The sequence below is a fragment of the Streptomyces sp. NPDC093568 genome (assembly GCF_044764945.1).
GTDB lineage: Bacteria > Actinomycetota > Actinomycetes > Streptomycetales > Streptomycetaceae > Streptomyces.
This window is the reverse complement of sequence record NZ_JBIWJD010000001.1, coordinates 1,123,836-1,147,546: the sequence shown is the minus strand read 5'-3', so window position 1 is coordinate 1,147,546 and position 23,711 is coordinate 1,123,836. Positions and strand designations below refer to the sequence as shown.

The following is a 23,711-nucleotide window of genomic DNA, read 5'->3' as shown; positions in this document are numbered from 1 at the left end:
CGTTCACTTCAGCCTGCTCGAGGCGAGGATGGACACGAGGTGCAGCAGGGTCTGCAGCAGCGCGATGCCGGCGAGCACCGCGACGCCGAGACGGGAGAAGAACAGGTCGCCGCGGGCCTGGTCGGCGATCGCCAGGACCAGGATCAGCAGGGATGCCTCGATGCCGAGGATCAGCCGGTGGAACTTGAGGGCGGCGGCGGCCTTGCGGGCCAGTGCCATGCCGGAGGTGCGCATCTCGGCGGCGGCCTCCTGGACCGGTGGCTTCCCGGCCTGGTGGCGGGCGACGCCGACGAGGTCGGTCTCGGCCTTGACCAGGATGGCGCCGAGTGCGGCCAGCGTGCCGAGGAAGGCCCACAGCCAGTCGATACGGCCGCTGCCCCACAGGTCGGCGGCGCGCAGCCCGAAGCCGACGAGGACGGCGGCGTCGGTGAGGTAGGCGCCGACCCGGTCGAGGTAGACGCCGCCCAGCGAGTACTGCTTCTTCCAGCGCGCGATCTCGCCGTCGACGCAGTCCAGCAGCAGGTACAGCTGGACCATGACCACGCCGAGCACCGCTCCCCAGATCCCCGGCACGAGGAGCGCCGGGGCCGCGAGGACACCGCAGACGGTCATCAGGTACGTGAGCTGGTTGGGCGTGACCCTGGTGTTCACCAGGTAGCGGTCGACCCGCAGGGACACCTCGCGCATGTAGAGGCGTCCCATCCAGTGCTCACCGCTGCGCCGGTCCTTCACCCCCGCGGGGTGAACGACGGGGCGGAGTTCAGCTACCGATGGCCTTGACATAGTCGGCGTAGATGTCCTTGATCTGGTCGGTTGTCAGGTCGAGGTGTTCGAGGATCGTGTAGCGGCCCGGCCGGGTCTGCGGAGCGAACTCGACGGCACGGACGAACTCCTCGTCCGAGAAGCCGATCTCCTCCGGCAGTACCGGCAGCCCGTGCCGACGCAGCACCTCGGCCATGTAGGCCGACTCCTCGTGGGCTCCGCGCAGGTACATCGCGAACGCCGCGCCCAGTCCGCACTGCTCGCCATGGGCGGCGGCGCGTCTCGGGTACAGCAGGTCGAAGGCGTGGTTGATCTCGTGGCACGCGCCGGAGGACGGGCGGGAGTCGCCCGACACCGACATGGCGATACCGCTGAGCACCAGCGCCTCGGCCAGTACCTGCAGGAAGTCTGTGTCCCCTATGCCGCCGGGGTGGCGCAGGACCGCCTCACCGGCCTGCCGGGCGATGGCGGCGGCGAGGCCGTCGATCTTCTCGCCCGTGACGCGGTTGGCCAGCTCCCAGTCCGCGATCGCGGAGATGTTGGAGATGGCGTCGCCGATGCCGGCCCGGACGAAGCGGGCCGGGGCCTCGTGGATGACGTCCAGGTCGATCACGACCGCGATCGGGTTCGGCACACCGTAGGAGCCGCGCCCGGCGTCGTTGTCGAGTGTGGCGACCGGCGAGCACAGGCCGTCGTGCGCGAGGTTCGTCGGTACGGCGACCAGGGGCAGGCCGACGCGGGCCGCGGCGAACTTGGCGCAGTCGATGATCTTGCCGCCGCCGAGCCCGACGACCGCGTCGTAGTGACCGGCCTTTATGTCACCGGCCAGCCGGACCGCGTCGTCGAGGGTGCCGCCGCCGACCTCGTACCAGGTGGCGCCGGGCAGCGCGGGAGCGAGCCGCTCCTTCAGCTTGGCGCCGGAGCCGTTGCTGACGGCGACGGCCAGCTTGCCGGAGTGCGAGATGCGCTCGTCGGCGAGCACGCCGGCCAGGTCGTCGAGGGCACCCGGGCGGATGTCGACGACGACCGGTGAGGGGATCAGCCGGGTCAGTACTGGCATGCGATCTCCCGTCCGCGGGCGAGATCGTCGTGGTTGTCGATCTCCACCCACTTGACGTCACCGATCGGCGCCGCGTCGATGGTGAAGCCGCCGTTGATGAGCTCCTGGTAGCCGTGCTCGTAGAACTGCTGCGGGTCCTTCTCCCAGACGGTCCGCAGCGCCGCGCCGAGTTCCTCGGCGGCCGAGCCCTCGATCAGGGTGACGCCGATGTACTCACCGGTGGCCTCGGCCGGGTCCATCAGCTTGGTGATCCGCTGGACGCCCAGGTCGGGGTCCACGACGACCTTCATCTCCTCGTCGGCGAGGGTCTTCACGGTGTCCACGGCCAGGATGATCTGCTTGAACTCGTCGCGTGCGGCGAGCAACGTCTTCTCGACGGAGACCGGGTGGACGGTGTCGCCGTTGGCGAGGATCACACCGTCCTTGAGGGCGTCACGCCCGCACCACAGGGAGTAGGCGTTGTTCCACTCCTCGGCCTTGTCGTTGTCGATGAGGGTGAGCTTGAGGCCGTACTTGGCTTCCAGGGCTTCCTTGCGCGCGTACACGGCCTCCTTGCGGTAGCCGACGATGACCGCGACCTCGGTCAGACCGATCTCGGCGAAGTTGCCGAGGGTCAGGTCCAAAACCGTGGGTTCGCCCTCTATACCCGCGGGCCCCACCGGCACCAGAGCCTTGGGAAGGCTGTCGGTGTAGGGGCGCAGACGCCGTCCGGCGCCGGCCGCCAGCACGAGGCCGATCATGCGGGTTCTCCTTCATCGTGTACGGCGGGCGCACCGCCCATGTGGGCGGTCACCCAGAAGCGGATGCTCTCGACGAGCACCACCAGGGCCACGGCCACGGCGAGGGCCGTGAGCGCGACCTCGAACTGCGAGGCGGAGAGCACCGCGGCGAGGACAGCGACGAGCAGCGTCCGTCCTTCGTGCCCCCCGATGACGCGCACCAGCCAGGCCGGCGGCGCTCCGGCGTCACCGCGAATGCGGTACACCGTGTCGTAGTGATGGTAGGCGACGGCGGCCACCAGGCCGAAAGCCGCAGGAAGGGCTCCGTTTACCTCAGCTTTAACCGCGAGGGCGAGCACGGTGCCGTATTCGGCGGCCCGGAACAGCGGCGGGACCAGCCAGTCGAGGGCGCCCTTGAGGGGCCGGGCGACGGCGAGAGCCGAGGTCGCGGCGTACACGAGCGCGGCGACGGCGGTCCAGGGTCCGCCGAAGTCGGTGAGCGCGGCCGTGGCGACGACCGCGGCGCCGCCGAGCAGGGCCACGGCGGGGGCGGCGAAGCCGGGCAGGCGCCGCGAGGGCTTCTTGAACGCCTCCGCGAGGCCCTGCGCGAGCGGCCCGGAGTCCGCGAGGTCGGCCAGCGCGTTGGCGGCGCGGTCGGTGCGACGGGCCTTGCGGGTCAGGGAGCGCAGCACGCGACCGGCCGTGGTGTAGGTGGCGGCGAAGGCGCAGCCGATGAGCAGTGCGTAGAAGGTGATCCGCGGGGTCGTGGCCGCCGTCAGGATCGCGATCATCGCCCAGCGCTCACCGATGGGCAGCACGATCATCCGGCGCACCCAGACCGTCCAGCCGACGCTGTCGAGCTTGTCGGAGAGGGCGGCCGTGGGGCTGGTGTTGGCGGTGGCGTCGTGGTTGGCCTCGTTGAACGAGAAGTCCACGACGTGCCGGCAGGTCTGGAGGACCATCGCGCCGAGGGCGAGGGCCCATACGTCGTCCCCGCCGCGGGCGGCTCCCAGCGCGAGTCCGGCGTAGTAGGCGTACTCCTTGGCCCGGTCGAAGGTGGCGTCGAGCCAGGCGCCGAGCGTGGAGTACTGCAGGGAGTAGCGGGCGAGCTGGCCGTCGGTGCAGTCCAGGACGAAGGAGAAGATCAGCAGCAGGCCGGCCGCGACGAAGCCGCCCCGGGTGCCGGTGGCCGCGCAGCCCGCCGCGACGAGCGCGGTGAGCAGGGAGGCGGTGGTGACCTGGTTGGGGCTCATGCCCCGGCGGGCGCACCAGCGGGCGAGGTAGCGGGAGTACGGGCTGATGCAGAAGGTCGTGAAGAAGCCGTCGCGGGACTTCACGGCCGACTTCAGGCGTACGGCCTCGTCGTCGACGGCGGAGACGGCCTGCCGCGCCTCGTTGCGGGCCTGCGGGTCGGCCGGTACGGCGGCGACCAGGCTGCCGAGTTCGGGGCGGTGCACGTCGCTGCCGTCGTCGTCGAGGGCGGTGACTATGCGGTCGGCGAGGCTGTCGACGGCGACGGCCGTACCGCCGCCCGCCGAGGTCTCGCGCGCCACCGCTCGGGTCAGGGCCTGACGGCCGGCCGCCTGGGCGGTCACGGCGCCCGGGATCGCGGCGAGCGGGAAGCGCGGGTCGGTCAGGCCGAGGCGCAGCGCGTGCAGGTGGCCGACGAAACGGGCGTCGACCACGGCGACCCGCTGGTCACCGGGGACCTGGGCGAGGAGCGTCTCGGCTTCGGCCGGGTCGGCGGCGGCGCGCACGTCGTAGCCGAGGGACCGCAGATCGCCCTCGATCGACGATCCGGGGACCGGCTGACCGGTGAGGATGGCGGTCGGCAACCGAACTCACTCCCTGGGTGCCGGCGTTCCGCGCCGGTCGTGTACGTGGGTGGCAGCGCCCGTTGGCGGTGGCGGCCGGGCGGCGTGTCGGCAGAGGCTATCGGATGATTGGAAGCCAACGTTCACCGGCCGTTTGGCGAAGCGATCAACGTGGTTTGCCCTCGGCTCCGCCGCGATCATCATCACGGATCCCGGGGTCCGCCCACAAACTCGCACCCATAAATAGGGGCATCGGAGACATTGCGCACCACGTCGAAGTCGCCACATAGGGTGGGCCACCATGACATGGCTGATCACAGGCGGTGCCGGCTACATAGGGGCACATGTGGCGCGGGCGATGACCGACGCCGGGGAGCGGGTCCTCGTACTGGACGATCTCTCGACCGGGTTTCCCAGGCGGCTGCCCGCGGACGTCACCCTGGTCGAGGGGTCGTCGCTGGACGGTGACCTGCTGAAGCGGGTGTGCGCCGAGCACACGGTGACGGGTGTGGTGCATCTCGCGGCGCGCAAGCAGGTCGCCGAGTCCGTCGCGCAGCCCACGCGCTACTACAGGGAGAACGTGGGCGGTCTCGCCACCCTGCTGGAGGCCGTCGCGGAGGCGGGTGTCAAGCGGCTGGTGTTCTCGTCGTCCGCCGCCGTCTACGGCAATCCCGATGTGGATCTCATCACGGAGGACACCCCGTGCGCTCCGGTGAACCCGTACGGCGAGACCAAGCTCGCCGGTGAGTGGCTGGTGCGGGCGGCGGGCCGTGCACACGGGATCTCCACCGCATGTCTGCGCTATTTCAACGTCGCGGGGGCCGCCTCGCCCGAGCTGGCCGACACGGGCGTCTTCAACATCGTCCCCATGGTCTTCGACCGGCTCACCCGCGGCGAGGCCCCGCGGATCTTCGGTGACGACCATCCGACGCCGGACGGCACATGCGTCCGCGACTACATCCATGTCGCCGATCTCGCCGAGGCGCACCTCGCGGCGGCCCGGCGGCTCGGCGCCCCGGGCGCGAGCGGTGATCTGACGGTCAACATAGGCAGCGGCCGGGGCGTCTCGGTCCGCGAGCTGATCACCGTCATCGGCGAGGTCACCGGTGACCGGCGCCCCGCCGTCGTCGAGGGCAGGCGCCCCGGGGACGCGCCGCGCGCCGTCGCCTCGGCCGCGCTGGCCGCCGAGGAGCTCGGCTGGACGGCTCGGCGCGGGGTACGCGAGATGGTCGAGTCGGCATGGCGGGGCTGGCAGCTGCACCACGGCCACTGATCATGCGAGCGGCCCTGACCTGCGTCTCGTTTCCGCAGGTCAGGGCACATGACAACGGTGTTCAGTGCCGCGTTGCCCGATACCCCCCACCCGTAGTTCACTGTGATGCCGGGACGGAAGTTCCGATCGTCCGACCGACACTGGAGGCGGCTTTCTCATGGGGGCTGGGCACGATCACGGGCACGGGCACTCGCACGCGCCCACCACCGGTACCGCGGCGGCCGCGTACCGCGGGAGGCTGCGCGTAGCGCTGTCGATCACGCTGGCCGTCATGGTGGTCCAGATCGTCGGCGGCATCACCGCGGACTCGCTCGCACTGATCGCGGACGCGGCGCACATGGCGACCGACGCGGTGGGCCTGGGCATGGCGCTGCTCGCCATCCACTTCGCGAACCGTCCGCCGAGCGCCAAGCGCACCTTCGGTCTCGCCCGCGCGGAGATCCTCGCCGCCCTCGCCAACTGTCTGCTCCTGCTGGGCGTCGGCGGTTACGTCCTGTACGAGGCGATCGAGCGGTTCTTCACGCCGGCGGACACCAGGGGCGGCCTGATGATCGTGTACGGCGCGATCGGCCTGGTCGCGAACATGATCTCGCTGTCGCTGCTGATGCGGGGCCAGAAGGAGAGCCTGAACGTGCGCGGCGCGTTCCTGGAGGTGGCCGCGGACGCGCTGGGCTCGCTCGCGGTGCTGATCTCGGCGGCGGTGATCCTGACCACCGGCTGGCAGGCCGCCGACCCGATCGCCTCGCTGGTCATCGGTCTGATGATCGTGCCGCGGACCCTGAAGCTGCTGCGCGAGACCCTCGACGTCCTGCTGGAGTCGGCACCCAAGGACGTCGACATGGAGGAGGTGCGGGCCCACGTACTCGCCCTCGACGGTGTGGAGGACATCCATGACCTGCACGCCTGGACGATCACGTCCGGCATGCCGGTGCTGTCGGCCCATGTGGTGGTGCGCTCCGACGTCCTGAACGCGATCGGCCACGAGAAGATGCTGCACGAGCTCCAGGGCTGCCTCGGCGACCACTTCGACGTGGAGCACTGCACCTTCCAGCTGGAGCCGGTCGGACACGCCGAGCACGAGGCGCGGCTCTGCCACTGAACGGCGGGGCCACTGAACGGCGGGGCCTCGGAAGGGCGGGGTCAATGAAACAACCGTACGGTCCGATAAGACGTCAGTACGGGCGGAATGCAGCGATCCGGTGGTCCGTGGCGTCCTCATGCTCACAGCCCTCCCACCGACGGTTCCGTGCCCGCCGCGCCGGGCACGATCACTTGCCGGGAGTGTCGGTTTCGTACGGCACACTTGGGGCGCAACACCGATGTGAAGGATGGGTATGCCGACCACACCTGCCACCACGACGCACAGTCCGTCGAACGGCGCCGCTGACGCGATTTTGCTGGAACTCGTCGACGAGAACGGTGTGACGATCGGCACCGCTGAGAAGCTCGCGGCCCATCAGCCGCCGGGGCAGCTGCACCGCGCCTTCTCCGTGTTCCTCTTCGACGAGCACGGCCGGCTGCTGCTCCAGCAGCGGGCCCTCGGCAAGTACCACTCCCCCGGTGTCTGGTCCAACACCTGCTGCGGTCACCCCTACCCCGGCGAGGCGCCCTTCGCGGCCGCGGCCCGGCGTACGTACGAGGAGCTCGGTGTCTCCCCGTCGCTGCTCGCCGAGGCGGGCACGGTCCGCTACAACCACCCGGACCCGGACTCGGGCCTGGTGGAGCAGGAGTACAACCACCTCTTCGTCGGCATGGTGCAGTCCCCGCTGCGGCCGGACCCGGAGGAGGTCGGTGAGACGGCCTTCGTGACCCCGGCCGAGCTGGCCGAGCGGCACGCGAAGGACACCTTCTCGTCCTGGTTCATGACCGTGCTGGACGCCGCCCGTCCCGCGGTGAAGGAGCTGACGGGCCCCTCGGCCGGCTGGTGACGGGCCGGGGGCCCGGCCCGCCGGACGAGCCCTACGGCACGTGCACGGGTTTGAGCGGCACGGCGGCCCAGATCACCTTGCCGCCGCTCGCCGTGTGCTCGACGTCGCACACGCCCCCCGCCTCCCGGGCGACCTCCCGCACCAGGAGCAGCCCGCGGCCGCCGGTCTGGCCGTGGTCGGCCTCCAGGGCGGTGGGACGGTAGGGGTGGTTGTCCTCCACGGACACCCGCAGCCACTCGGCGCCGACGGCCACCTCCACGGCGAGCATCGGCGACAGCAGCGCCGCGTGCCGGACGGCGTTGGTCACCAGCTCCGACACGATCAGCAGCACGCCCTGGACCAGGTCGTCGGAGACCGGCACGCCCTGGCGGTACAGCAGGTCCCGTACGGCGTGCCGGGCCTGCGGGACCGAGGCGTCCACGGCGGGGGCGGTGAACCGCCAGACGCCCTCGTAGGGCAGTGGATTCGGCGGCCGGGGACCGACGGGCTCCTCCGCGCCGCCTGCTGGGCGTGGGCCGGACCCGCGCCCGTGGTTCTCCATCGTCCGGTCGCCACCCTCGCGCTCGATTGTCACCACATGTCGAGTGTTGGTAACGCGCAGGTCCGGGCCGGAGAACTGAACAGAAGTCAGCAGGTATCGAGCGTTTCTGACCGTTGGCGTATGACACGGTCAGTTGTGGGACCGCTCCTGTGCCGCTCGTGCCGACTTGGCGAACTATTCGGGTTGTACGGGTTTGGTGGCGTCCTTGCCCGATCCGTGCCCTGTGCCCGCTTCGCCGGCGACGCGCTCGGAGACCATGCCGACGATCCGCCGGCCGCCGAAGCCGGTGGCGACCAGGCCGAGCCCGTCGAAGAGCAGGGCCAACGAGAAGAGCGTGCCCATGACGTATCTGCTGCTGGGCCAGCTGCTCAGCACCAGGATGCCGAGGAACAGGTCGAAGGCGCCCTGCAGCAGGGTCCAGCCCATCTGCGGGCCGCGCACGACCAGGCTGCCGACGAGCCGGAACAGCCCGCCGGTGAGGAACAGCAGGGCCCCGAACATGGCCAGCGCCTCGGCCGTCGCCTCGGGCCTGCGGATCACTACCACGCCGGCCGCGATGTTGAGGGCGGCGACGACCACGCCGAGCCAGAAGAAGTTGGTGCCGCGCGCCTGAACCGCGTGCCCGAGGCCGATGACGCCGCCGATCAGCAGGAGCCAGCCGAACAGCAGCATCGTGGTCAGCGTGGCGAACGCGGTGTAGAGCAGCCCGATCAGTCCGCCGACGACCAGCAGCACACCGAGGGCGCCGAGCAGGCTGAAGCCCCGCCGGAGTTTGGCCGCCTCGCCCGTGGGTCTGGTGGACTTCGCCATCTGCGCCTCCCGGATCGGCCTTCTTTCGTGTACCCACTTCGAACCCTGTGCCGCCGTCGGCCGCGCGGCCCTCGCTGATCGGCCGTTCGGCCCAGCGGATAGCATCCGCCGCATGGAGCCCCAGCTGCTGCACCGCGTCGCCGACTCGGTCGCCACCGTCGTCATCCACCATCCGGCCAAGCGCAACGCGATGACGGCCTCGATGTGGCGCGCGCTGCCGCCGCTGCTCGGGACGCTGGCCGCCGACCCGGCCGTACGGGTGCTGGTGCTGACCGGCGAGGGCGGGACGTTCTGTGCCGGCGCCGACATCTCCACGCTCCAGGGGTCGCCGAAGGAGGCGCAGTCGCTGGCCGTGGCCGCCGAGGAGGCGCTGGCCGGCTTCCCGAAGCCGACGCTGGCGGCGGTCCGGGGGCACTGTGTGGGCGGCGGGTCGCAGCTGGCGGCGGCGTGCGATCTGCGGTTCGCCGAGGAGGGGTCGCTGTTCGGGGTGACTCCGGCGAAGCTCGGGATCGTGTATCCGGCGTCCTCGACCCGGCGGCTGACGTCGCTGGTGGGGCCGGCCACCGCCAAGTACCTGCTGTTCTCGGGCGAGTTGATCGACGCCGGGCGGGCGCTGCGGACGGGCCTGGTGGACGAGGTGCTGCCCGAGGGCGAGCTCGGCAAGCGGGTCGCGGAGTTCACCCGGATCCTGGCGGCCCGCTCTCAGCTGACGCAGGCCGCCGCGAAGGAGTTCGCGAACGGGCGCACCGACCGCGACGACCACTGGGCGCAGCAGGCGCGCGCGAGCGGCGACACCGCCGAGGGCGTCGCCGCGTTCCTGGAGCGCAGGCAGCCGCGCTTCGGCTGGAACGTGCCTACGTCAGACTGAAGCGGCTGTTGGTCCGGAACTCCTCCACGAGGTGCGCGGGCGCCTTCTGCGGGGAGCCCGCGTCGTAGGGCGGCTGCGGGTCGTACTCGGTCAGCAGTTGCACGGCCTGCGCGTGTTCGTCGCCGGCGATCCTGCCCACCAGGGTGAGGCCCATGTCGATGCCGGAGGAGACGCCGGCCGCGGTGATGTACTTGCCGTCCGGGACGACCCGCTCGCCGGTGGGCTCGGCGCCGTACTGCGGCAGGAAGTCCAGGGTGAGCCAGTGGGACGTGGCCCGGCGGCCGTCCAGGAGGCCCGCGGCGGCGAGGAGCAGCGAGCCGGAGCACACGGAGGTCGTCCAGGTGCTCGTGCTGTCGGCGGCCCTGAGCCAGTCCAGGAACACCTCGTTCTCGATCTGCGCGAAGGTTCCGGGCCCGCCCGGCACCACGACGACGTCGGGGTGCGGTACGTCGGCCAGGGCCTTGTCGGCCGTGATGGCCACGAAACCGGTGTCGGCGCGCACGGGGCCCGCCGTCTCGGCGACGAAGTCGACGTGTGCGTCCGGGAGGCGGCTCAGTGCCTCGTAGGGCCCGATGACGTCGAGGGCGGTGAAGCGGTCGTAGAGGACCATCGCGATCTGCATGGGTTTCCCTTTCGGGTCGGTTGACGGGTCAGCGGGCCGTGGCGGGGCGGAACCGGCGGCGGTACTCGGCCGGGGCAGCGCCGAGCGCCTTGACGAAGGCCCGGCGCATGGCCTCCGGGGTGCCGTAGCCGCTGGCCCGGGAGATCTCCTCGACGCCGTCGGTGGTGTCCTCCAGGAGGCGGCGGGCGTGTTCGAGGCGGATCCGGTCCACGTAGCGGCCGGGAGTCATGCCGGTCTCGCTCTGGAAGGCGCGGGCGAAGTGGCGCGGGGACAGGCTCGCGCGGGTGGCGAGCGCCTCCACGCTCAGGTCGGCCTCGGGGTGTTCGGTGATCCAGCGCTGGACGTCTCTGAGGGGGGCGCGCTGGGCGGTCTGGGCGGCGAGCTGGGCGCTGAACTGGGCCTGGTTCCCCGGCCGGCGCAGGAAGACGACGAGGTGGCGCGCGATGGCGAGGGCCACGTCCCGTCCCAGGTCCTCCTCCACCAGGGCGAGGGCGAGGTCGATGCCCGAGGTCACACCGGCCGAGGTGGCGACATGTCCGTCGCGCACATAGATGGGGTCCGGGTCCACCTCGACGCCCGGGTGGTCGCGGGCGAGCTTGTCGCAGTACGCCCAGTGGGTCGTGGCGCGGCGGCCGTCCAGCAGGCCCGCGGCGGCGAGCAGGACCGCGCCGGTGCAGACGGAGACCAGGCGCTCGGCGCTCGGGCCGTGCGCACGCAGCCAGTCGACGAGGCCGGAGTCCGGGCTGCGGGTGCCCTGACCGCCCGGGACGACGAGGGTGTGCGCGGCGAGCCGGTCGCCGAGGGCCTCGTCCGGTACGAGGGTCAGGCCGCCGGAGGTGCGTACGGCGGCGCCGTCCAGGGAGGCCGTGCGGATGCGGTACGTGCCCGGAGTGTGCTGCTCGGCCCCGGCGAAGACCTCCAGCGGCCCGGTGACATCGAGGCTCTGCACCGCGTCGAAGAGGACGAAGAGAACGGTTCGCTGCGCCATGCCCCGATTCTTCGCGGCCGCCGGGATGGCCGCAATGACGAGCTCCCCACCTTTCCTGCCATGGCCCGTCCGGCCCCCTGGCGACGTACCAAGCGGTTGGTAACCTGCCCGGCATGACTACTGCCGCCCTCGAGCCCCGTGCCGGTCGCCGCTGTCACAACATGCTCAACACCCTGCACTCGACGTCCTACTTCGCTCCCGAGCTGGGCAGGGAACTCGCCGCCGTCGGCATCACGCACCCCAGGGCGGTCAACTTCGCGGTGCGGGCCGCCGCGCTGGGTCCGGTCGGTGCGGGCGCGGTGACGGCGACGTTCTACAACTACAAGCACGAGCTGGTCGCCCGGCACGTCCCAGCGGTCTGGGCGATCGCCTCGCCGGCGGACGTGCTGGCGGCACGCGCGCGTGCGGTCGACGCGGCGCTGCGGCGGCTGCTCGGCGAGGAGGCGGTGACGTCCCCGGAGATGGCGGAGGCCGCGCGGCTGGCGCTGCGGGCGGCCGAGGCGTGTGCGCGCGGCGCCCGGCCGCTGTACTCGGCACACGCCGACCTGCCGGTCCCCGAGGAGCCGCACCTGGCGTACTTCCACGCCACGACCCTGCTGCGCGAGCACCGCGGTGACGGTCATCTGGCCGTGCTGACGGCCTCGGGGCTGGACGGCCTGGAGGCCGTGGTGACCCACACGGCGACCGGCAAGGGCATGACGCCGAAGTGGGTGTTCTCCACGCGCGGCTGGACCCAGGAGGACTGGGACGCGGCCTGCGAACGGCTGCGCGGGCGAGGCCTCCTGGACGACGCGGGCGAGCTCACGGCGGAGGGCGTCGCCCTGCGCGACGGGATCGAGGCCGAGACGGACCGGCTGGACCGGGCGCCGTACGAGCACCTCGGGGCGGACGGTGTCGCCCGGCTGACGGAGCTCGGGAAGGAATTCGCGCGGACGGCGGTCGCCGCCGGCGCGTTCCCGGCAGATCTGACCGGCAAGGCCTGAGATCACCGCACGGGCACGCCATGCATGGCGTGCGCCCGCCGCGGTACCCGGACCCCAGTCGGCCACCGTGGCCGGAAGAGGAAAGGGTGAACCACGTGTTCCGTGCAATCGCAGATGTTCTGCGCCAGATCGGTGGCGCGATCGCCACTGTCGTGACGCTTCCGTTCCGGGCGCTCGCCCGGCTCTTCGGCGGCGCGTCGAGCAGCACACGCAGCCGCCGGGTCTGAATCCGTCCCGCCGCGACGGGCCGGGGTGCCGCCCTGATCCCCGGTTGTCGGTGTCACCTGCCACAATTGCCGCGCAACCTCAGTGAGAAGGCGGGACGGGATCGTGACGACACCCCTCGTAGGGTCCATCGAAGGCAGGATCGCCGCGGAGCTCGGCGTACGGGAGCGGCAGGTGAAGGCTGCCGTGGAGCTGCTCGACGGCGGTTCGACGGTGCCCTTCATCGCCCGGTACCGCAAGGAAGCGACCGAGATGCTCGACGACGCGCAGCTGCGCACGATCGAGGAGCGGCTGCGCTATCTGCGCGAGCTGGAGGAGCGGCGGACGGCGATCCTCGACTCGGTGCGCGAGCAGGGCAAGCTGACCGAGGAGCTCGAGGCCCAGATCCGCGGTGCCGAGACCAAGGCGCGGCTCGAGGACATCTATCTGCCGTACAAGCCCAAGCGCCGCACCAAGGCGCAGATCGCGCGCGAGGCGGGCCTCGAGCCGCTCGCCGAGGGACTGCTCGGGGACCCGGGCGTCGATCCGGTCGCCGCCGCCGCCGCGTTCGTCGACGCCGACAAGGGCGTCGCCGATCCGCAGGCCGCCCTGGAGGGCGCCCGCGCGATCCTCACCGAGCGGTTCTCCGAGGACGCCGACCTGATCGGCGAGCTGCGCGAGCGCATGTGGGTGCGCGGACGGCTGGCCGCCAAGGTGCGCGAGGGCAAGGAGGAGGCGGGTGCGAAGTTCGCCGACTACTTCGACTTCGCGGAGCCGTTCACCGAGCTCCCCTCGCACCGGATCCTGGCGATGCTGCGCGGCGAGAAGGAGGAGGTCCTCGACCTCGTCCTGGAGCCGGAGGAGCCGACGGACGGCCCGTCCTCGTACGAGGGCATCGTCGCCCACAAGTTCCAGATCGCCGACCGCGGCCGCCCCGCCGACAAGTGGCTGACGGACACGGTCCGCTGGGCCTGGCGCACCCGCATTCTCGTCCACCTCGGCATCGATCTGCGGCTGCGCCTGCGCACCGCCGCCGAGGACGAGGCGGTGGGCGTGTTCGCGGCCAACCTGCGCGACCTCCTCCTGGCCGCCCCGGCCGGCACGCGCACGACGCTCGGCCTGGACCCCGGTTTCCGTACCGGTGTGAAGGTCGCCGTGGTCGACGCGACCGGCAAGGTCGTCGCGACGGACGTCATCTACCCGCACGTCCCGGCGAACAAGTGGGACGAGGCGATCGCCAAGCTGGCCCGCCTCGCCAAGGAACACGCGGTCGACCTGATCGCGATCGGCAACGGCACGGCGTCCCGCGAGACCGACAAGCTCGCCGGTGAGCTCATCACCAAGCACCCCGAGCTGAAGCTCACCAAGGTGATGGTCTCCGAGGCCGGCGCCTCCGTGTACTCGGCCTCCGCGTTCGCCTCGCAGGAGCTGCCGGACATGGACGTGTCGCTGCGCGGCGCGGTGTCGATCGCCCGCCGTCTGCAGGACCCGCTGGCCGAGCTGGTGAAGATCGACCCGAAGTCGATCGGTGTCGGCCAGTACCAGCACGACCTGTCCGAGGTGAAGCTGTCGCGCTCGCTGGACGCGGTGGTCGAGGACTGTGTGAACGGCGTGGGCGTGGACGTCAACACCGCTTCCGCGCCGCTGCTCTCGCGCGTCTCCGGCATCACCTCCGGGCTCGCCGAGAACATCGTGTCCCACCGGGACGCCAACGGCCCGTTCACGTCCCGCTCGCAGCTGAAGAACGTGGCCCGGCTCGGCCCCAAGGCCTACGAGCAGTGCGCGGGCTTCCTGCGCATCCGCGGCGGCGACGACCCGCTGGACGCCTCCAGCGTGCACCCCGAGGCCTACCCGGTCGTACGCCGGATGGTGAAGACGTCGGGCCAGGAGGTGGCCGCGCTCATCGGCAACACGGGCGTGCTGCGCTCGCTCAAGCCGGCCGAGTTCGTGGACGAGACGTTCGGTCTGCCGACCGTCACGGACATCCTCAAGGAACTGGAGAAGCCCGGCCGCGACCCGCGTCCCGCCTTCAAGACGGCCACCTTCAAGGAGGGCGTCGAGAAGATCTCCGACCTGGCGTCGGGGATGGTGCTGGAGGGCGTGGTGACGAACGTGGCGGCGTTCGGCGCGTTCGTGGACATCGGTGTCCACCAGGACGGACTGGTGCACGTCTCCGCGATGTCCAAGACGTTCGTCAAGGACCCGCGCGACGTCGTGAAGCCCGGTGACATCGTCAAGGTGAAGGTCCTCGACGTGGACATCCCGCGCAAGCGCATCTCCCTGACACTGCGGCTGGACGACGAGGCCGCCGCGCAGGGCCAGCAGGGCGGGGGCGGCGGCGAGCGCCGGCAGCGCGGCGGACGGCCGCCGCAGCAGCGCCAGCGCCAGGGCGGCGGCCGTGGCGGTCAGGGCGGCGGTTCGCGCCAGGCACCGCCTCCGGCCAACAGCGCGATGGCCGACGCACTGCGCAAGGCCGGGCTGCTCGATCCGAAGAACGGCAGGCGCTGACGGCTGCGCCGTGGGGGACTGCGGGCCTGTTGAGGCGGGTCCCGCAGTTCCCCGCGGCCCGGATGAGGCGCTCAGCACCCTCCCTCACCTGGAGTGACCGCTATGCCCGCTTCGCACGTCATCACCTGGGAAGTGCTCGGCAGTGGAGGGTTCGAGACCGCCTGGGCCGAGCTCGACGGTGACGCCCTGCGCGGGCGAGGCAGAGCCGTCGGTATGGATCCGTGGCCGTACTGGATCTCGTACGAACTCGACACGTCCGATGCCTTCGTGACGCGGCGGCTGCGGGTCACCGCGGAGTCCGCGGACGGGGTGCGCACGCTCGACCTGCGGCACGACGGGACGGGCCGGTGGACGGCGAACGGTGAGCGGCTGCCCGAGGTCGACGGCGCCCTCGACTGTGACCTCGGCCTGTGCCCGCTCACCAACACGATGCCGGTGCTGCGGCACGGGCTCCATCGGGCGCCCGGGGAACGGGAGTTCCAGATGGCGTGGGTGTCGGTACCGGACCTGACCGTCGTCGCCTCACGGCAGACGTACACGCATCTCGGTCCGGGGCTGGTCCGCTTCGTCTCCGGCGACTTCCGCAGGGACCTCGTGTTCGACGACGACGGCTTCGTCGTCGACTACCCGGGGCTGGCCACCCGGAACGCGCCCTAGCGCTCGGTCACCTTGCCGTCGGCGACCTCCAGGCGGCGGGTGACGTGGACCGCGTCGAGCATGCGCCGGTCGTGAGTGACCAGGAGGAGCGTGCCCTCGTAGGCGTCCAGGGCCGACTCCAGTTGCTCGATGGCCGGCAGGTCGAGGTGGTTGGTGGGCTCGTCCAGGACCAGCAGGTTGACTCCCCTGCCCTGGAGGAGGGCGAGGGCGGCGCGGGTGCGTTCGCCCGGGGAGAGGGTGGCGGCGGAGCGCAGGACGTGGTCCGACTTCAGGCCGAACTTGGCCAGCAGGGTGCGCACTTCGACGGGTTCGGTGTCCGGGACGGCCGCGCAGAAGGCGTCCAGCAGGGATTCCTCGCCGTGGAACAGCTTGCGGGCCTGATCCACCTCGCCGATCAGGATGCCGGAGCCGAGCGTGGCCGTGCCCGCGGTCAGCGGGAGGCGGCCGAGCAGGGCGGCCAGCAGGGTCGACTTGCCCGCGCCGTTGGCGCCGGTGACGGCCACGCGGTCGGCCCAGTCGATCTGCAGGGACACCGGGCCGAGGGTGAAGTCACCGCGCCGGACCTCCGCCTCCCGCAGGGTCGCGACCATCGCGCCGGAGCGGGGCGCGGAGGCGATCTCCATGCGCAGTTCCCACTCCTTGCGCGGCTCCTCGACGACCTCCAGACGCTCGATCATGCGCTGTGTCTGGCGGGCCTTCGCGGCCTGCTTCTCGCTGGCCTCGCTGCGGAACTTGCGGCCGATCTTGTCGTTGTCGTTGCTCGCCTTGCGCCGGGCGTTCTTGACGCCCTTGTCCATCCAGGAGCGCTGCATCTGGGCCCGGTCCTGGAGGGCGGCCTTCTTGTCGGCGTACTCCTCGAAGTCGTCGCGGGCGTGCCGGCGGGCCACGTCACGCTCTTCGAGGTACGCCTCGTAGCCGCCGCCGTAGAGGTTGATCTGCCGCTGGGCGAGATCGAGTTCGAGGACCTTGGTGACCGTGCGGGTGAGGAACTCGCGGTCGTGGCTGACGACGACCGTGCCGGCGCGCAGGCCGCCGACGAAGCGCTCCAGGCGCTCCAGGCCGTCGAGGTCGAGGTCGTTGGTCGGCTCGTCGAGCAGGAACACGTCATAGCGCGACAGCAGCAGCGAGGCGAGGCCGGCGCGGGCCGCCTGGCCGCCGGACAGGGACGTCATCGGCTGGTCCAGGTCCACGGCGAGACCGAGCGAGTCGGCGACCTCGTCCGCCCGCTCGTCGAGGTCGGCGCCGCCCAGGTTGAGCCAGCGGTCCAGGCTCGTGGCGTACGCGTCGTCCGCGCCCGGGGCGCCGTCGACGAGGGCCTGCGTCGCCTCGTCCATGGCCCGCTGGGCGTCGGCCACGCCGGTGCGGCGGGCCAGGAACTGCCGTACCGTCTCGCCGGGGCGCCGCTCCGGCTCCTGCGGGAGGTGACCGACGGTCGCCGTCGGCGGCGACAGCCGCAGCTCGCCCTCCTCCGGCGCGATCAGCCCGGCGAGCAGGCGCAGCAGCGTGGACTTGCCCGCGCCGTTGGCCCCGACCAGGCCGATCACGTCTCCGGGGGCCACGACGAGGTCGAGCCCGCTGAACAGGGAGCGGTCACCGTGGCCGGCGGCGAGGTTCTTGACGACGAGAGTGGCAGTCACAGGGAGCGATCCTAGTGGCCGGGGCGCACGAAACACGCCTGGGATTTCCGGTGCGCAAGGTCGCCGGGGGCTCGGCGCCCCGCAAAGGGGCGCGGGGAACTGCGCGACGACCAGCCACAGCGGCCCCGCAGCCGCGCGACGGCATATCGCGGCACCCCCGAGGCGAATCGCGCCACCCCCAGCGGAGCGCTACCGTGCCATCGCCTCCACCAGCACGCTCCCCGAAGTCCTGGCCACCACGAACGACTCCCCCTTCACCGCCTTCGCGTCCAGTGCGATGCGATGCCGCCCCGCCTCCAGGATGCCGTCGAAGACCTCGTGGGTGTGGGTGCGGTACAGGCGGTCGAGGCGGTACGCCGTCAGCTGCACGCGGCAGGGCGAGGTGACCTCGACGCCCGCCTCGCCGTCGGCGGCGACCAGCCGGGTCAGCCGGCGCCGCTCGACCGGGCTGCGGTCCAGGGCGTGTTCGATCTGGGCCACCAGCAGGGGCACGATCGGCGCGAGGCCGTCGACGTACGTCACGTCGACTCCGGCGTCGTGGAAGGCACGGCGTACGGCGGCGCGCTGGTCCGCGCCGACCGCGCGGCCGAAGGCGACGGCCCCGTAGGTGCCCAGTTCCTCGGCGGGGACACCGCTGACGTGGTCGGTGATCTCGGCGCCGATGCCGATGGTGCGCAGCGCGGCGGCGAGCTTGGCGAGCAGGGCGACGCGGGCGCCGATGAGGAGGACCCGGCGCCGTGGTGGCTCGGTGTGCTGGTCGAGCAGGGAGCCCAGCGCCGCACGGTACTCGGCGGCCCGGAAGCGGAAGGGCCCGATGCCGTGGTAGCCGTTGAGGTCCAGGTCGGCGTGTTCGTCGGTCTGCCAGGCGAAGTCCCGCCAGATGAAGTCGTCACCCTCCTTGTCGATGACCGCGGTGACGGCGCCGCAGGCGAGATCGGCGCACTCGGGGCAGCCGTAAATGACGTACCGCCCGCCCGGAAGCGGGGCCTCCGCCTCCAGAAGGAGGCTGCGGACCTGTGCGGTGAAGATGGCGGGCGGTACGTCGGAGGCGAGCGGGGAGACGGCGTCGAGGTCGGACAGCTGGAACAGCAGCGGGCGTCCGTCGACGATGAAGTCCACGAAGTCCCGGTGCACCTGGTAGTCACCGTTGGAGAGGACGCCACCGGCACGCATCGCCGGTGCCAGGCCGAAGGTCGCGTACTCGGCAGACATGCTGTGAGTATCCCCAGAGCGGGACCGATATGAGCGCGGCATGACATATTCCGCTACGTCCCGCTCGGGAGGGGAACAGAGGGACGGACCCCGGACGTCCGTACGTGCTCAGCCGTGTTCGTGTCCCAGTGGGTCCCCCTCCGCCTCGGTTCCGGGACCCGGCCCGACCTTGATCTCGAAATCTCCGTCGTACTTCTTGTGGCCCGCGATCACGGCGAGTTCGACGGCCTCGGAGCCCATCTCGGTGCGCACGATGATCGGGTCCCGGCGCAGATCGCGCATGAGGGCCACGCACATGCCGACCATCACCAGGACGAACGGCGCCGCCGCCAGGATCGTCAGGTTCTGCAGGCCGGTCAGCGCGTCGCCCTGGCCGCTGCCGACGAGCAGCATGATGGCGGCGACGGCTCCGGTGACCACACCCCAGAACACGACGACGAACCGGCCCGGTTCCAGGGCGCCCTTCTGGGACAGCGTGCCCATCACGATGGAGGCGGCGTCGGCTCCGGAGACGAAGAAGATGCCGACCAGGATCATCACGAGCAGGCTGGTCGCGGTGGCGATGGGGAACTCCTGGAGCAGGCCGAAGAGTTGACCCTCGGGGGTCTCCTCGCCACCGAGCCCGCCGCCCTCCTTCACCTTCATCGCCGTACCGCCGAAGATCGCGAACCACACGAGGCTGACGGTGCTGGGCACCAGGATGACGCCGCCGACGAACTGCCGGATCGTACGGCCGCGGCTGATGCGGGCGATGAACATGCCGACGAAGGGCGTCCAGGAGATCCACCAGGCCCAGTAGAAGACGGTCCAGCTGCCGAGCCAGTCCGCGACGCCCTGGCCGCTGCTGGCCTCGGTACGGCCGGCGAGCTGGGGCAGGTCGCCGAGGTAGGCGAAGATCGACGTGGGCAGCAGGTCGAGGACGATGATCGTGGGGCCCGCGACGAACACGAAGAGCGCGAGGATCAGGGCGAGCACCATGTTGGTGTTGGACAGCCATTGGATGCCCCGCTCGATACCGGAGATGGCCGAGGCGACGAAGGCCAGGGTCAGTACGGCGATGATGGCGACGAGCAGACCGGTGCTCACGTCGTCCATCCAGCCCAGCTCCTCGAAGCCCGAGCCGATCTGCAGCGCGCCGAGGCCGAGGGAGGCCGCGGAACCGAAGACCGTGGCGATGATCGCGAGGATGTCGATCACCCGTCCGCCGGCGCCGTTGGCGTGCTTCTCCCCGATCAGCGGTGTGAAGACCGCGCTGATGGTCTGGCGCCGGCGCTTGCGGAAGGTGCTGTAGGCGATGCCGAGTCCCACCACCGCGTAGATCGCCCACGGGTGCAGCGTCCAGTGGAAGAGCGTGGTGGCCATCGCCGTCTCCATGCGTTCGGCGGAGTCGGCGGGGTCCGTGCCCGGCGGCGGGGTGGTGTAGTGCGCGAGCGGCTCGCTGACGCCGTAGAACATCAGGCCGATGCCCATGCCGGCGCTGAACATCATCGCGACCCACGACACCGTGCGGAACTCGGGTTCCTCGCCCTCGGCGCCGAGGTGGATACGGCCGTAGCGGCTGATCGCGAGCCACAGGGCGAACACCACGAAGCCCGAGGCGGCCAGCATGAAGGCCCAGCCGCCGTTGTGGATCAGGCCGTTGAGCATCTTCGTGGAGACGCTCTCCAGCGAGTCCGTGGCCGCCCAGCCCCAGATCACGAAAGCCAAGGTGATGACGGCGGTGACGCCGAACACCACTTGGTCCGTGTGGCGGCCGGAAGGGTCCCGCGGACCTTCCCGGCCGCCCCTCTTCATCAGATCATCGGTCATCAGCGGCACCTTCCCCAGGAAACGGTGGATACGCCGGCTCCACATCGTTTCCCAGGACCTACCACAGATCCCGCCGATCACAGCCCCTTCAGCAGTCGATGTCGGGCTCACCTACCGTGAGGTGATACGGGGCGCGCTCGTCGAGAAGGAGCGGGACGAGATCGCGCAGCGACTGGCCGAGCGGGACGTACGTGCCGTGGGTCCGTACTCCGTGCAGGGCCAGTTCGTCCTTGACCTGGGCGTACTGCTCGGGGGTGAGCCGGTAGCCGCAGGGCGGGTCCTGGATCACCTCGGCCGGTTCGGGCGGGTCGTTGTCGGCGCCGCCGAGGTAGACCGGGCCGGTGTCGGCGTAGCCCTTGAGACGGGCCAGTCCGGTCACCGCCTCGATCCGGGCGCGGCGGTCGTCGGTGAAGTCGAACAGGCCCTTGAGCGCTGCGAGTTGGGAGTGCACGCGGCGCCGGTTGTTGAGGGCTCCGTCCGCCTTCTCGGCGTCCGTGAGGGGGTCGACACGGCTCTCGATGAGCAGGCCCACCGAGTGCTTGACGCCGGACATGTTCCGCAGGATGCGCTCCTGCCCGTCACCGGCGACCTGCCGGATCGGCTCCCCGGTCTCGGGGTCGGTCCAGATGCCGTACGTGCCGGTCGAATAGCCGGCGTCCGTCGCGGCGGGCCGTACGTACGCCTTGGACAGGGCCTCGGCCTCGTCGTGGACGTGCGCGTCCGTGTTGAGGTTGCGCGGCCACAGGTCGAACAGGTCCTTGTCGTAGTACGGGGGTGTGGCACCGTACTCGTGCAGGTCGTAGATGACGTCGGGGCGCTGGTCGCGGACGACCGCGGCCAGGGCACGGCCCTCGGCGGTCGCCAGTGCGATGTGGTCGCGGTTGATGTCCACGCCGTCGCTGTTGCCGCGGGTGTTCGCGGCCCGGCCGTCGGGGTTGGCGGTGGGCACGACCAAAAGGGTCGTGCGCTCCAGGAAGCGCAGGGTACGGCGGTCCTTGGCGTAGGCCAGGTCACGGACGGTGGACAGGCAGGCCTCGCGGCCGGAAGGTTCGTCGCCGTGCTGGCTGCACACGAGCAGCACCTTGTTCGGGGTGGGGCGGCTGCCGATGCGGACGAGTTGGAGCGGGCGGCCCGATTTCGTGGTCCCGATCCGGGCGACGGAGACCCGGTCGCTCGCCCTGTCGACGGCGGCGAGGAGGTCCTGTTCCTCTGGCTGGCTGGTCCAGCGGGCGCCGTTCGACTGCTCGAAGCCGGTGCGGGGCGGGGTGTCGGCGGCCTGGGCCGGTACGGCCACGAGGGACGCGGCGAGGGCCGCCGCGGTCACGGCGAGGGTTCGGATACGGGTCACTGGCCTCCCCCCGGGATGCGGTGGGCGGGACGCGGCGTGTGCGTCAGGCCGTCCAGGGGCCCGGTCGGCGCCGCGGCGGACGGCGCGCCGGCGGTGGCGCGGGCGAAGGCGTGGGCGCCGCCGACCAGCGGGACCTCGGCCTTCGTGCGGGACAGGTCGAGCGTGAGGGTCGGCCTGGTCGACGGGGGGTCGATGAGGTCCTTGTCGGTGCCGCCGACGATCAGGGCGAGGCGGTGGCCGGCCGGGACGACGTGGTCCGTGGCCGCCAGGTCGAGGGTGATCGTGTACGCCTTGCCCGGGGTGAGCGGTTCGCCCTTGAGGTCGGAGGCGTGGTTGCCGAGGTCGGCCCAGCCGCGGCTGACGACCGTGGCCTCGACGTCGGCGGTCTTGGCCTTCGTCTCCTTGAAGCAGGCGCTGTCACCGCTCGTGCTCGCGCCCCAGCAGGTGCGGTCGGTGAGCGTGGTGATGCCCTCGCCGCTCGCCGCGTAGTCGCGGATGGTGTCGGGACCGAGGTCGACCAGGACGGCCGAGAGGTGTGCCGTCGAGGTCGTGGGGGTCGCGGTGACGGTGACCTCGGAGGAGCCGGACAGACGCAGGGCGCGGGTGAGCGGCCCGGTCACGAAGCCGGCCTTGTCCGGGGTCGACTGATCGATGTGCGCGGCCCAGTCGGTCTCGCCGCGCTGCGGGTCGTCGGTGAAGGTCTCGGTGCCGCTGCCCTTGCGCAGTCCGAGGGTGCCGACGCCCGCCTCGGTACCCCGGGCGGGGCGCAGGGTGGTGGAGTCGGTGCCGCGCGGCGGCCAGACCTTGGAGGTGACCCACTGGCCGGGGTGGCGCTCGATGTCGGCCATCGGCTCGCGGTCGATGCCGTTGTCGTAGCCGAGGAGTTCGTGGTCGAACCAGCGGTGCAGGGTCTTCACCCAGTCCGCGCGCCGGAAGTCGAAGGGGTCGACATGGCCGGTCTGGGAGAGCCAGATCTTGCGCTCGACGCCGTTCTTCGCGAGGGCGTCCCACCACTGGCCGACGTGCTTCATACGGACGTTGAGGTCCTGCATGCCGTGGATCAGGAAGACGCTCGCCTTCACCTTGCGCGCGTTCTTGACGTAGTCGCGCTCGGTCCACAGCGGCGTCCAGTCGCCGGTGCGCGGGGCGCCGTCGACGAGCGCCTGCTGGACGGCACCGCACTTGGCGCGGGCGTCGGGGCTGTCGACGTAGTTGGAGAGCCAGTCCGGGCCCGAGTCGTAGAGCGGGGCGCCCTGCTGGAAGTAGTAGTCGTACCAGGAGGAGATGGCGCTGATCGGCACGATGGTCTTCAGACCCTCGACGCCGGTCGCGGCGACCCCGTTGGCGATGGTGCCGTCCCAGCTCTTGCCGATCATGCCGGTGCGGCCGTTGGTCCACTTCGCGGTGGCCTTCGTGGTGCCGGTGCGGGTGGTGTACGCCTTGGCGCGGCCGTTCAGCCAGTCGACGACGGCCTTCGCGGAGAGGATGTCGGAGCGGCCGCCGACGTCCACACAGCCGTCGGAGCGGTTGGTGCCGGCGAGGTCGACGCCGACGAAGGCGTAGCCGCGGGGCACGAAGTAGTTGTCGTAGAACAGCGGCATCTGGACGACGTCGCCGTCGGCGTCGTACGTCTTCTTCTGGCCCTCGTTGCCGCGCCCGCAGCAGGAGTAGTACGGGCTCGCGTCCATGATGACGGGTACCTTGCGGCCCTGCTCGGCCGCTTCGCGGGGCCGGACGATGTCGACGGCCACCCGGTCGTGCCTGCCGTCGCGGTCGAGGTCGAGGCCGGTGTCCACCCAGACGGCCTCGCGGATGGCGTCGGCGTAGGAGTGGACGGGTGTGCTCTCCCGCGGGGCCGCGTGGGCGGTCACGGGTGCGAGGAACGTGGCCGCCAGGGCGGCCGCGGCCACGGTCGCGAGCGGTCTCCAGATCGTGAAGCGCATGCGTTTGGGCATGCGCGGACGGTAC

The 23,711-nt window shown here is 71.3% G+C and carries 21 protein-coding genes; 8 read left to right on the top strand and 13 right to left on the bottom strand.

All coding sequences use genetic code 11. From position 1 onward, the window contains the following. Positions 1-3: 3 nt before the first annotated feature. Genes ACIRD7_RS04910 through ACIRD7_RS04895 form a run of 4 tightly spaced genes read right to left on the bottom strand, consistent with a single transcriptional unit; the run spans position 4 to position 4,376 of the window. Entirely contained in the window at positions 4-783 is a 780-nt protein-coding gene (locus ACIRD7_RS04910; RefSeq protein ID WP_403449787.1) for a CDP-alcohol phosphatidyltransferase family protein, read from the bottom strand. Continuing rightward, positions 761-1,822 (bottom strand): iron-containing alcohol dehydrogenase family protein, encoded by a 1,062-nt coding sequence (locus ACIRD7_RS04905; RefSeq protein WP_403449784.1) that lies wholly within the window; start codon positions 1,820-1,822, stop codon positions 761-763. The genes ACIRD7_RS04910 and ACIRD7_RS04905 overlap by 23 nt, the downstream gene beginning before the upstream one ends. Then, positions 1,810-2,562 carry a sugar phosphate nucleotidyltransferase gene (locus ACIRD7_RS04900; RefSeq protein WP_403449781.1) on the bottom strand — a complete coding sequence of 251 codons (753 nt, stop codon included), beginning with the start codon at positions 2,560-2,562 and terminating at the stop codon, positions 1,810-1,812. Before ACIRD7_RS04900 ends, ACIRD7_RS04905 begins: the two co-directional genes overlap by 13 nt. Next, positions 2,559-4,376, bottom strand: a complete 1,818-nt coding sequence (locus ACIRD7_RS04895; RefSeq protein ID WP_403449778.1) for a DUF5941 domain-containing protein — start codon at positions 4,374-4,376, stop codon at positions 2,559-2,561. Before ACIRD7_RS04895 ends, ACIRD7_RS04900 begins: the two co-directional genes overlap by 4 nt. Positions 4,377-4,656: 280 nt before the next feature. On the opposite strand from ACIRD7_RS04895, the gene galE reads away from it, so the two are divergent. The 3 genes from galE to idi all read left to right on the top strand — a co-directional run bounded on the left by galE (position 4,657) and on the right by idi (position 7,556). Then, on the top strand, positions 4,657-5,628 hold the full coding sequence (gene galE / locus ACIRD7_RS04890) for a UDP-glucose 4-epimerase GalE (protein WP_403449775.1): 972 nt from the start codon (positions 4,657-4,659) through the stop codon (positions 5,626-5,628). 157 nt (positions 5,629-5,785) lie between these two features. Beyond that, entirely contained in the window at positions 5,786-6,727 is a 942-nt protein-coding gene (locus ACIRD7_RS04885) for a cation diffusion facilitator family transporter (protein WP_403449772.1), read from the top strand. 235 nt (positions 6,728-6,962) lie between these two features. Next, entirely contained in the window at positions 6,963-7,556 is a 594-nt protein-coding gene (gene idi, locus ACIRD7_RS04880; protein WP_403449770.1) for an isopentenyl-diphosphate Delta-isomerase, read from the top strand. A 31-nt stretch (positions 7,557-7,587) separates the two neighbouring features. On the opposite strand, the gene ACIRD7_RS04875 is transcribed toward idi, so the two are convergent. Both ACIRD7_RS04875 and ACIRD7_RS04870 read right to left on the bottom strand, forming a co-directional pair. After that, positions 7,588-8,097, bottom strand: coding sequence for an ATP-binding protein (locus tag ACIRD7_RS04875; protein WP_403451667.1), 510 nt, complete (start codon positions 8,095-8,097; stop codon positions 7,588-7,590). Positions 8,098-8,271: 174 nt separating this feature from the next. Continuing rightward, entirely contained in the window at positions 8,272-8,907 is a 636-nt protein-coding gene (locus ACIRD7_RS04870; RefSeq protein ID WP_403449767.1) for an HdeD family acid-resistance protein, read from the bottom strand. Positions 8,908-9,019: 112 nt separating this feature from the next. Between ACIRD7_RS04870 and ACIRD7_RS04865 the strand changes: the two genes are divergently transcribed. After that, complete coding sequence (locus ACIRD7_RS04865) at positions 9,020-9,775, top strand: enoyl-CoA hydratase/isomerase family protein (RefSeq protein WP_403449764.1); 756 nt, start codon at positions 9,020-9,022, stop codon at positions 9,773-9,775. On the opposite strand, the gene ACIRD7_RS04860 is transcribed toward ACIRD7_RS04865, so the two are convergent. Both ACIRD7_RS04860 and ACIRD7_RS04855 read right to left on the bottom strand, forming a co-directional pair. After that, on the bottom strand, positions 9,762-10,397 hold the full coding sequence (locus tag ACIRD7_RS04860; protein ID WP_403449761.1) for a DJ-1/PfpI family protein: 636 nt from the start codon (positions 10,395-10,397) through the stop codon (positions 9,762-9,764). The two genes, ACIRD7_RS04865 and ACIRD7_RS04860, sit on opposite strands and share 14 nt — an antisense overlap. 28 nt (positions 10,398-10,425) lie before the next feature. Beyond that, the gene (locus tag ACIRD7_RS04855; RefSeq protein ID WP_403449759.1) at positions 10,426-11,385 is read right to left on the bottom strand and encodes a GlxA family transcriptional regulator; all 960 of its coding nucleotides are present in this window, start codon (positions 11,383-11,385) and stop codon (positions 10,426-10,428) included. 113 nt (positions 11,386-11,498) lie between these two features. Here ACIRD7_RS04855 and ACIRD7_RS04850 point away from each other — a divergent pair, with 113 nt between their 5' ends. The 4 genes from ACIRD7_RS04850 (at position 11,499) to ACIRD7_RS04835 (ending at position 15,737) form a co-directional block, all read left to right on the top strand. Further along, positions 11,499-12,368, top strand: a complete 870-nt coding sequence (locus ACIRD7_RS04850; protein ID WP_403449756.1) for a hypothetical protein — start codon at positions 11,499-11,501, stop codon at positions 12,366-12,368. Positions 12,369-12,463: 95 nt separating this feature from the next. Further along, positions 12,464-12,595, top strand: a complete 132-nt coding sequence (locus ACIRD7_RS04845; RefSeq protein WP_010042827.1) for an LPFR motif small protein — start codon at positions 12,464-12,466, stop codon at positions 12,593-12,595. Between the two features lie 103 nt (positions 12,596-12,698). Next, positions 12,699-15,080, top strand: a complete 2,382-nt coding sequence (locus tag ACIRD7_RS04840; protein WP_403449753.1) for a Tex family protein — start codon at positions 12,699-12,701, stop codon at positions 15,078-15,080. Between the two features lie 102 nt (positions 15,081-15,182). Further along, complete coding sequence (locus ACIRD7_RS04835) at positions 15,183-15,737, top strand: putative glycolipid-binding domain-containing protein (protein ID WP_403449750.1); 555 nt, start codon at positions 15,183-15,185, stop codon at positions 15,735-15,737. Here the strand turns inward: ACIRD7_RS04835 and ACIRD7_RS04830 are convergent. The 5 genes from ACIRD7_RS04830 to ACIRD7_RS04810 form a co-directional block, all read right to left on the bottom strand. Continuing rightward, positions 15,734-17,374 (bottom strand): ABC-F family ATP-binding cassette domain-containing protein, encoded by a 1,641-nt coding sequence (locus ACIRD7_RS04830; RefSeq protein WP_403449748.1) that lies wholly within the window; start codon positions 17,372-17,374, stop codon positions 15,734-15,736. The genes ACIRD7_RS04835 and ACIRD7_RS04830 overlap by 4 nt on opposite strands. Positions 17,375-17,563: 189 nt before the next feature. Then, positions 17,564-18,586 carry an oxidoreductase gene (locus ACIRD7_RS04825; protein ID WP_403449745.1) on the bottom strand — a complete coding sequence of 341 codons (1,023 nt, stop codon included), beginning with the start codon at positions 18,584-18,586 and terminating at the stop codon, positions 17,564-17,566. A gap of 108 nt (positions 18,587-18,694) precedes the next feature. Beyond that, on the bottom strand, positions 18,695-20,395 hold the full coding sequence (locus tag ACIRD7_RS04820; protein WP_403449742.1) for a BCCT family transporter: 1,701 nt from the start codon (positions 20,393-20,395) through the stop codon (positions 18,695-18,697). Between the two features lie 88 nt (positions 20,396-20,483). After that, on the bottom strand, positions 20,484-21,743 hold the full coding sequence (locus ACIRD7_RS04815; protein ID WP_403449739.1) for a M14 family metallocarboxypeptidase: 1,260 nt from the start codon (positions 21,741-21,743) through the stop codon (positions 20,484-20,486). Beyond that, on the bottom strand, positions 21,740-23,698 hold the full coding sequence (locus ACIRD7_RS04810; RefSeq protein ID WP_403449736.1) for a Xaa-Pro dipeptidyl-peptidase: 1,959 nt from the start codon (positions 23,696-23,698) through the stop codon (positions 21,740-21,742). Before ACIRD7_RS04810 ends, ACIRD7_RS04815 begins: the two co-directional genes overlap by 4 nt. Positions 23,699-23,711: the final 13 nt, after the last annotated feature.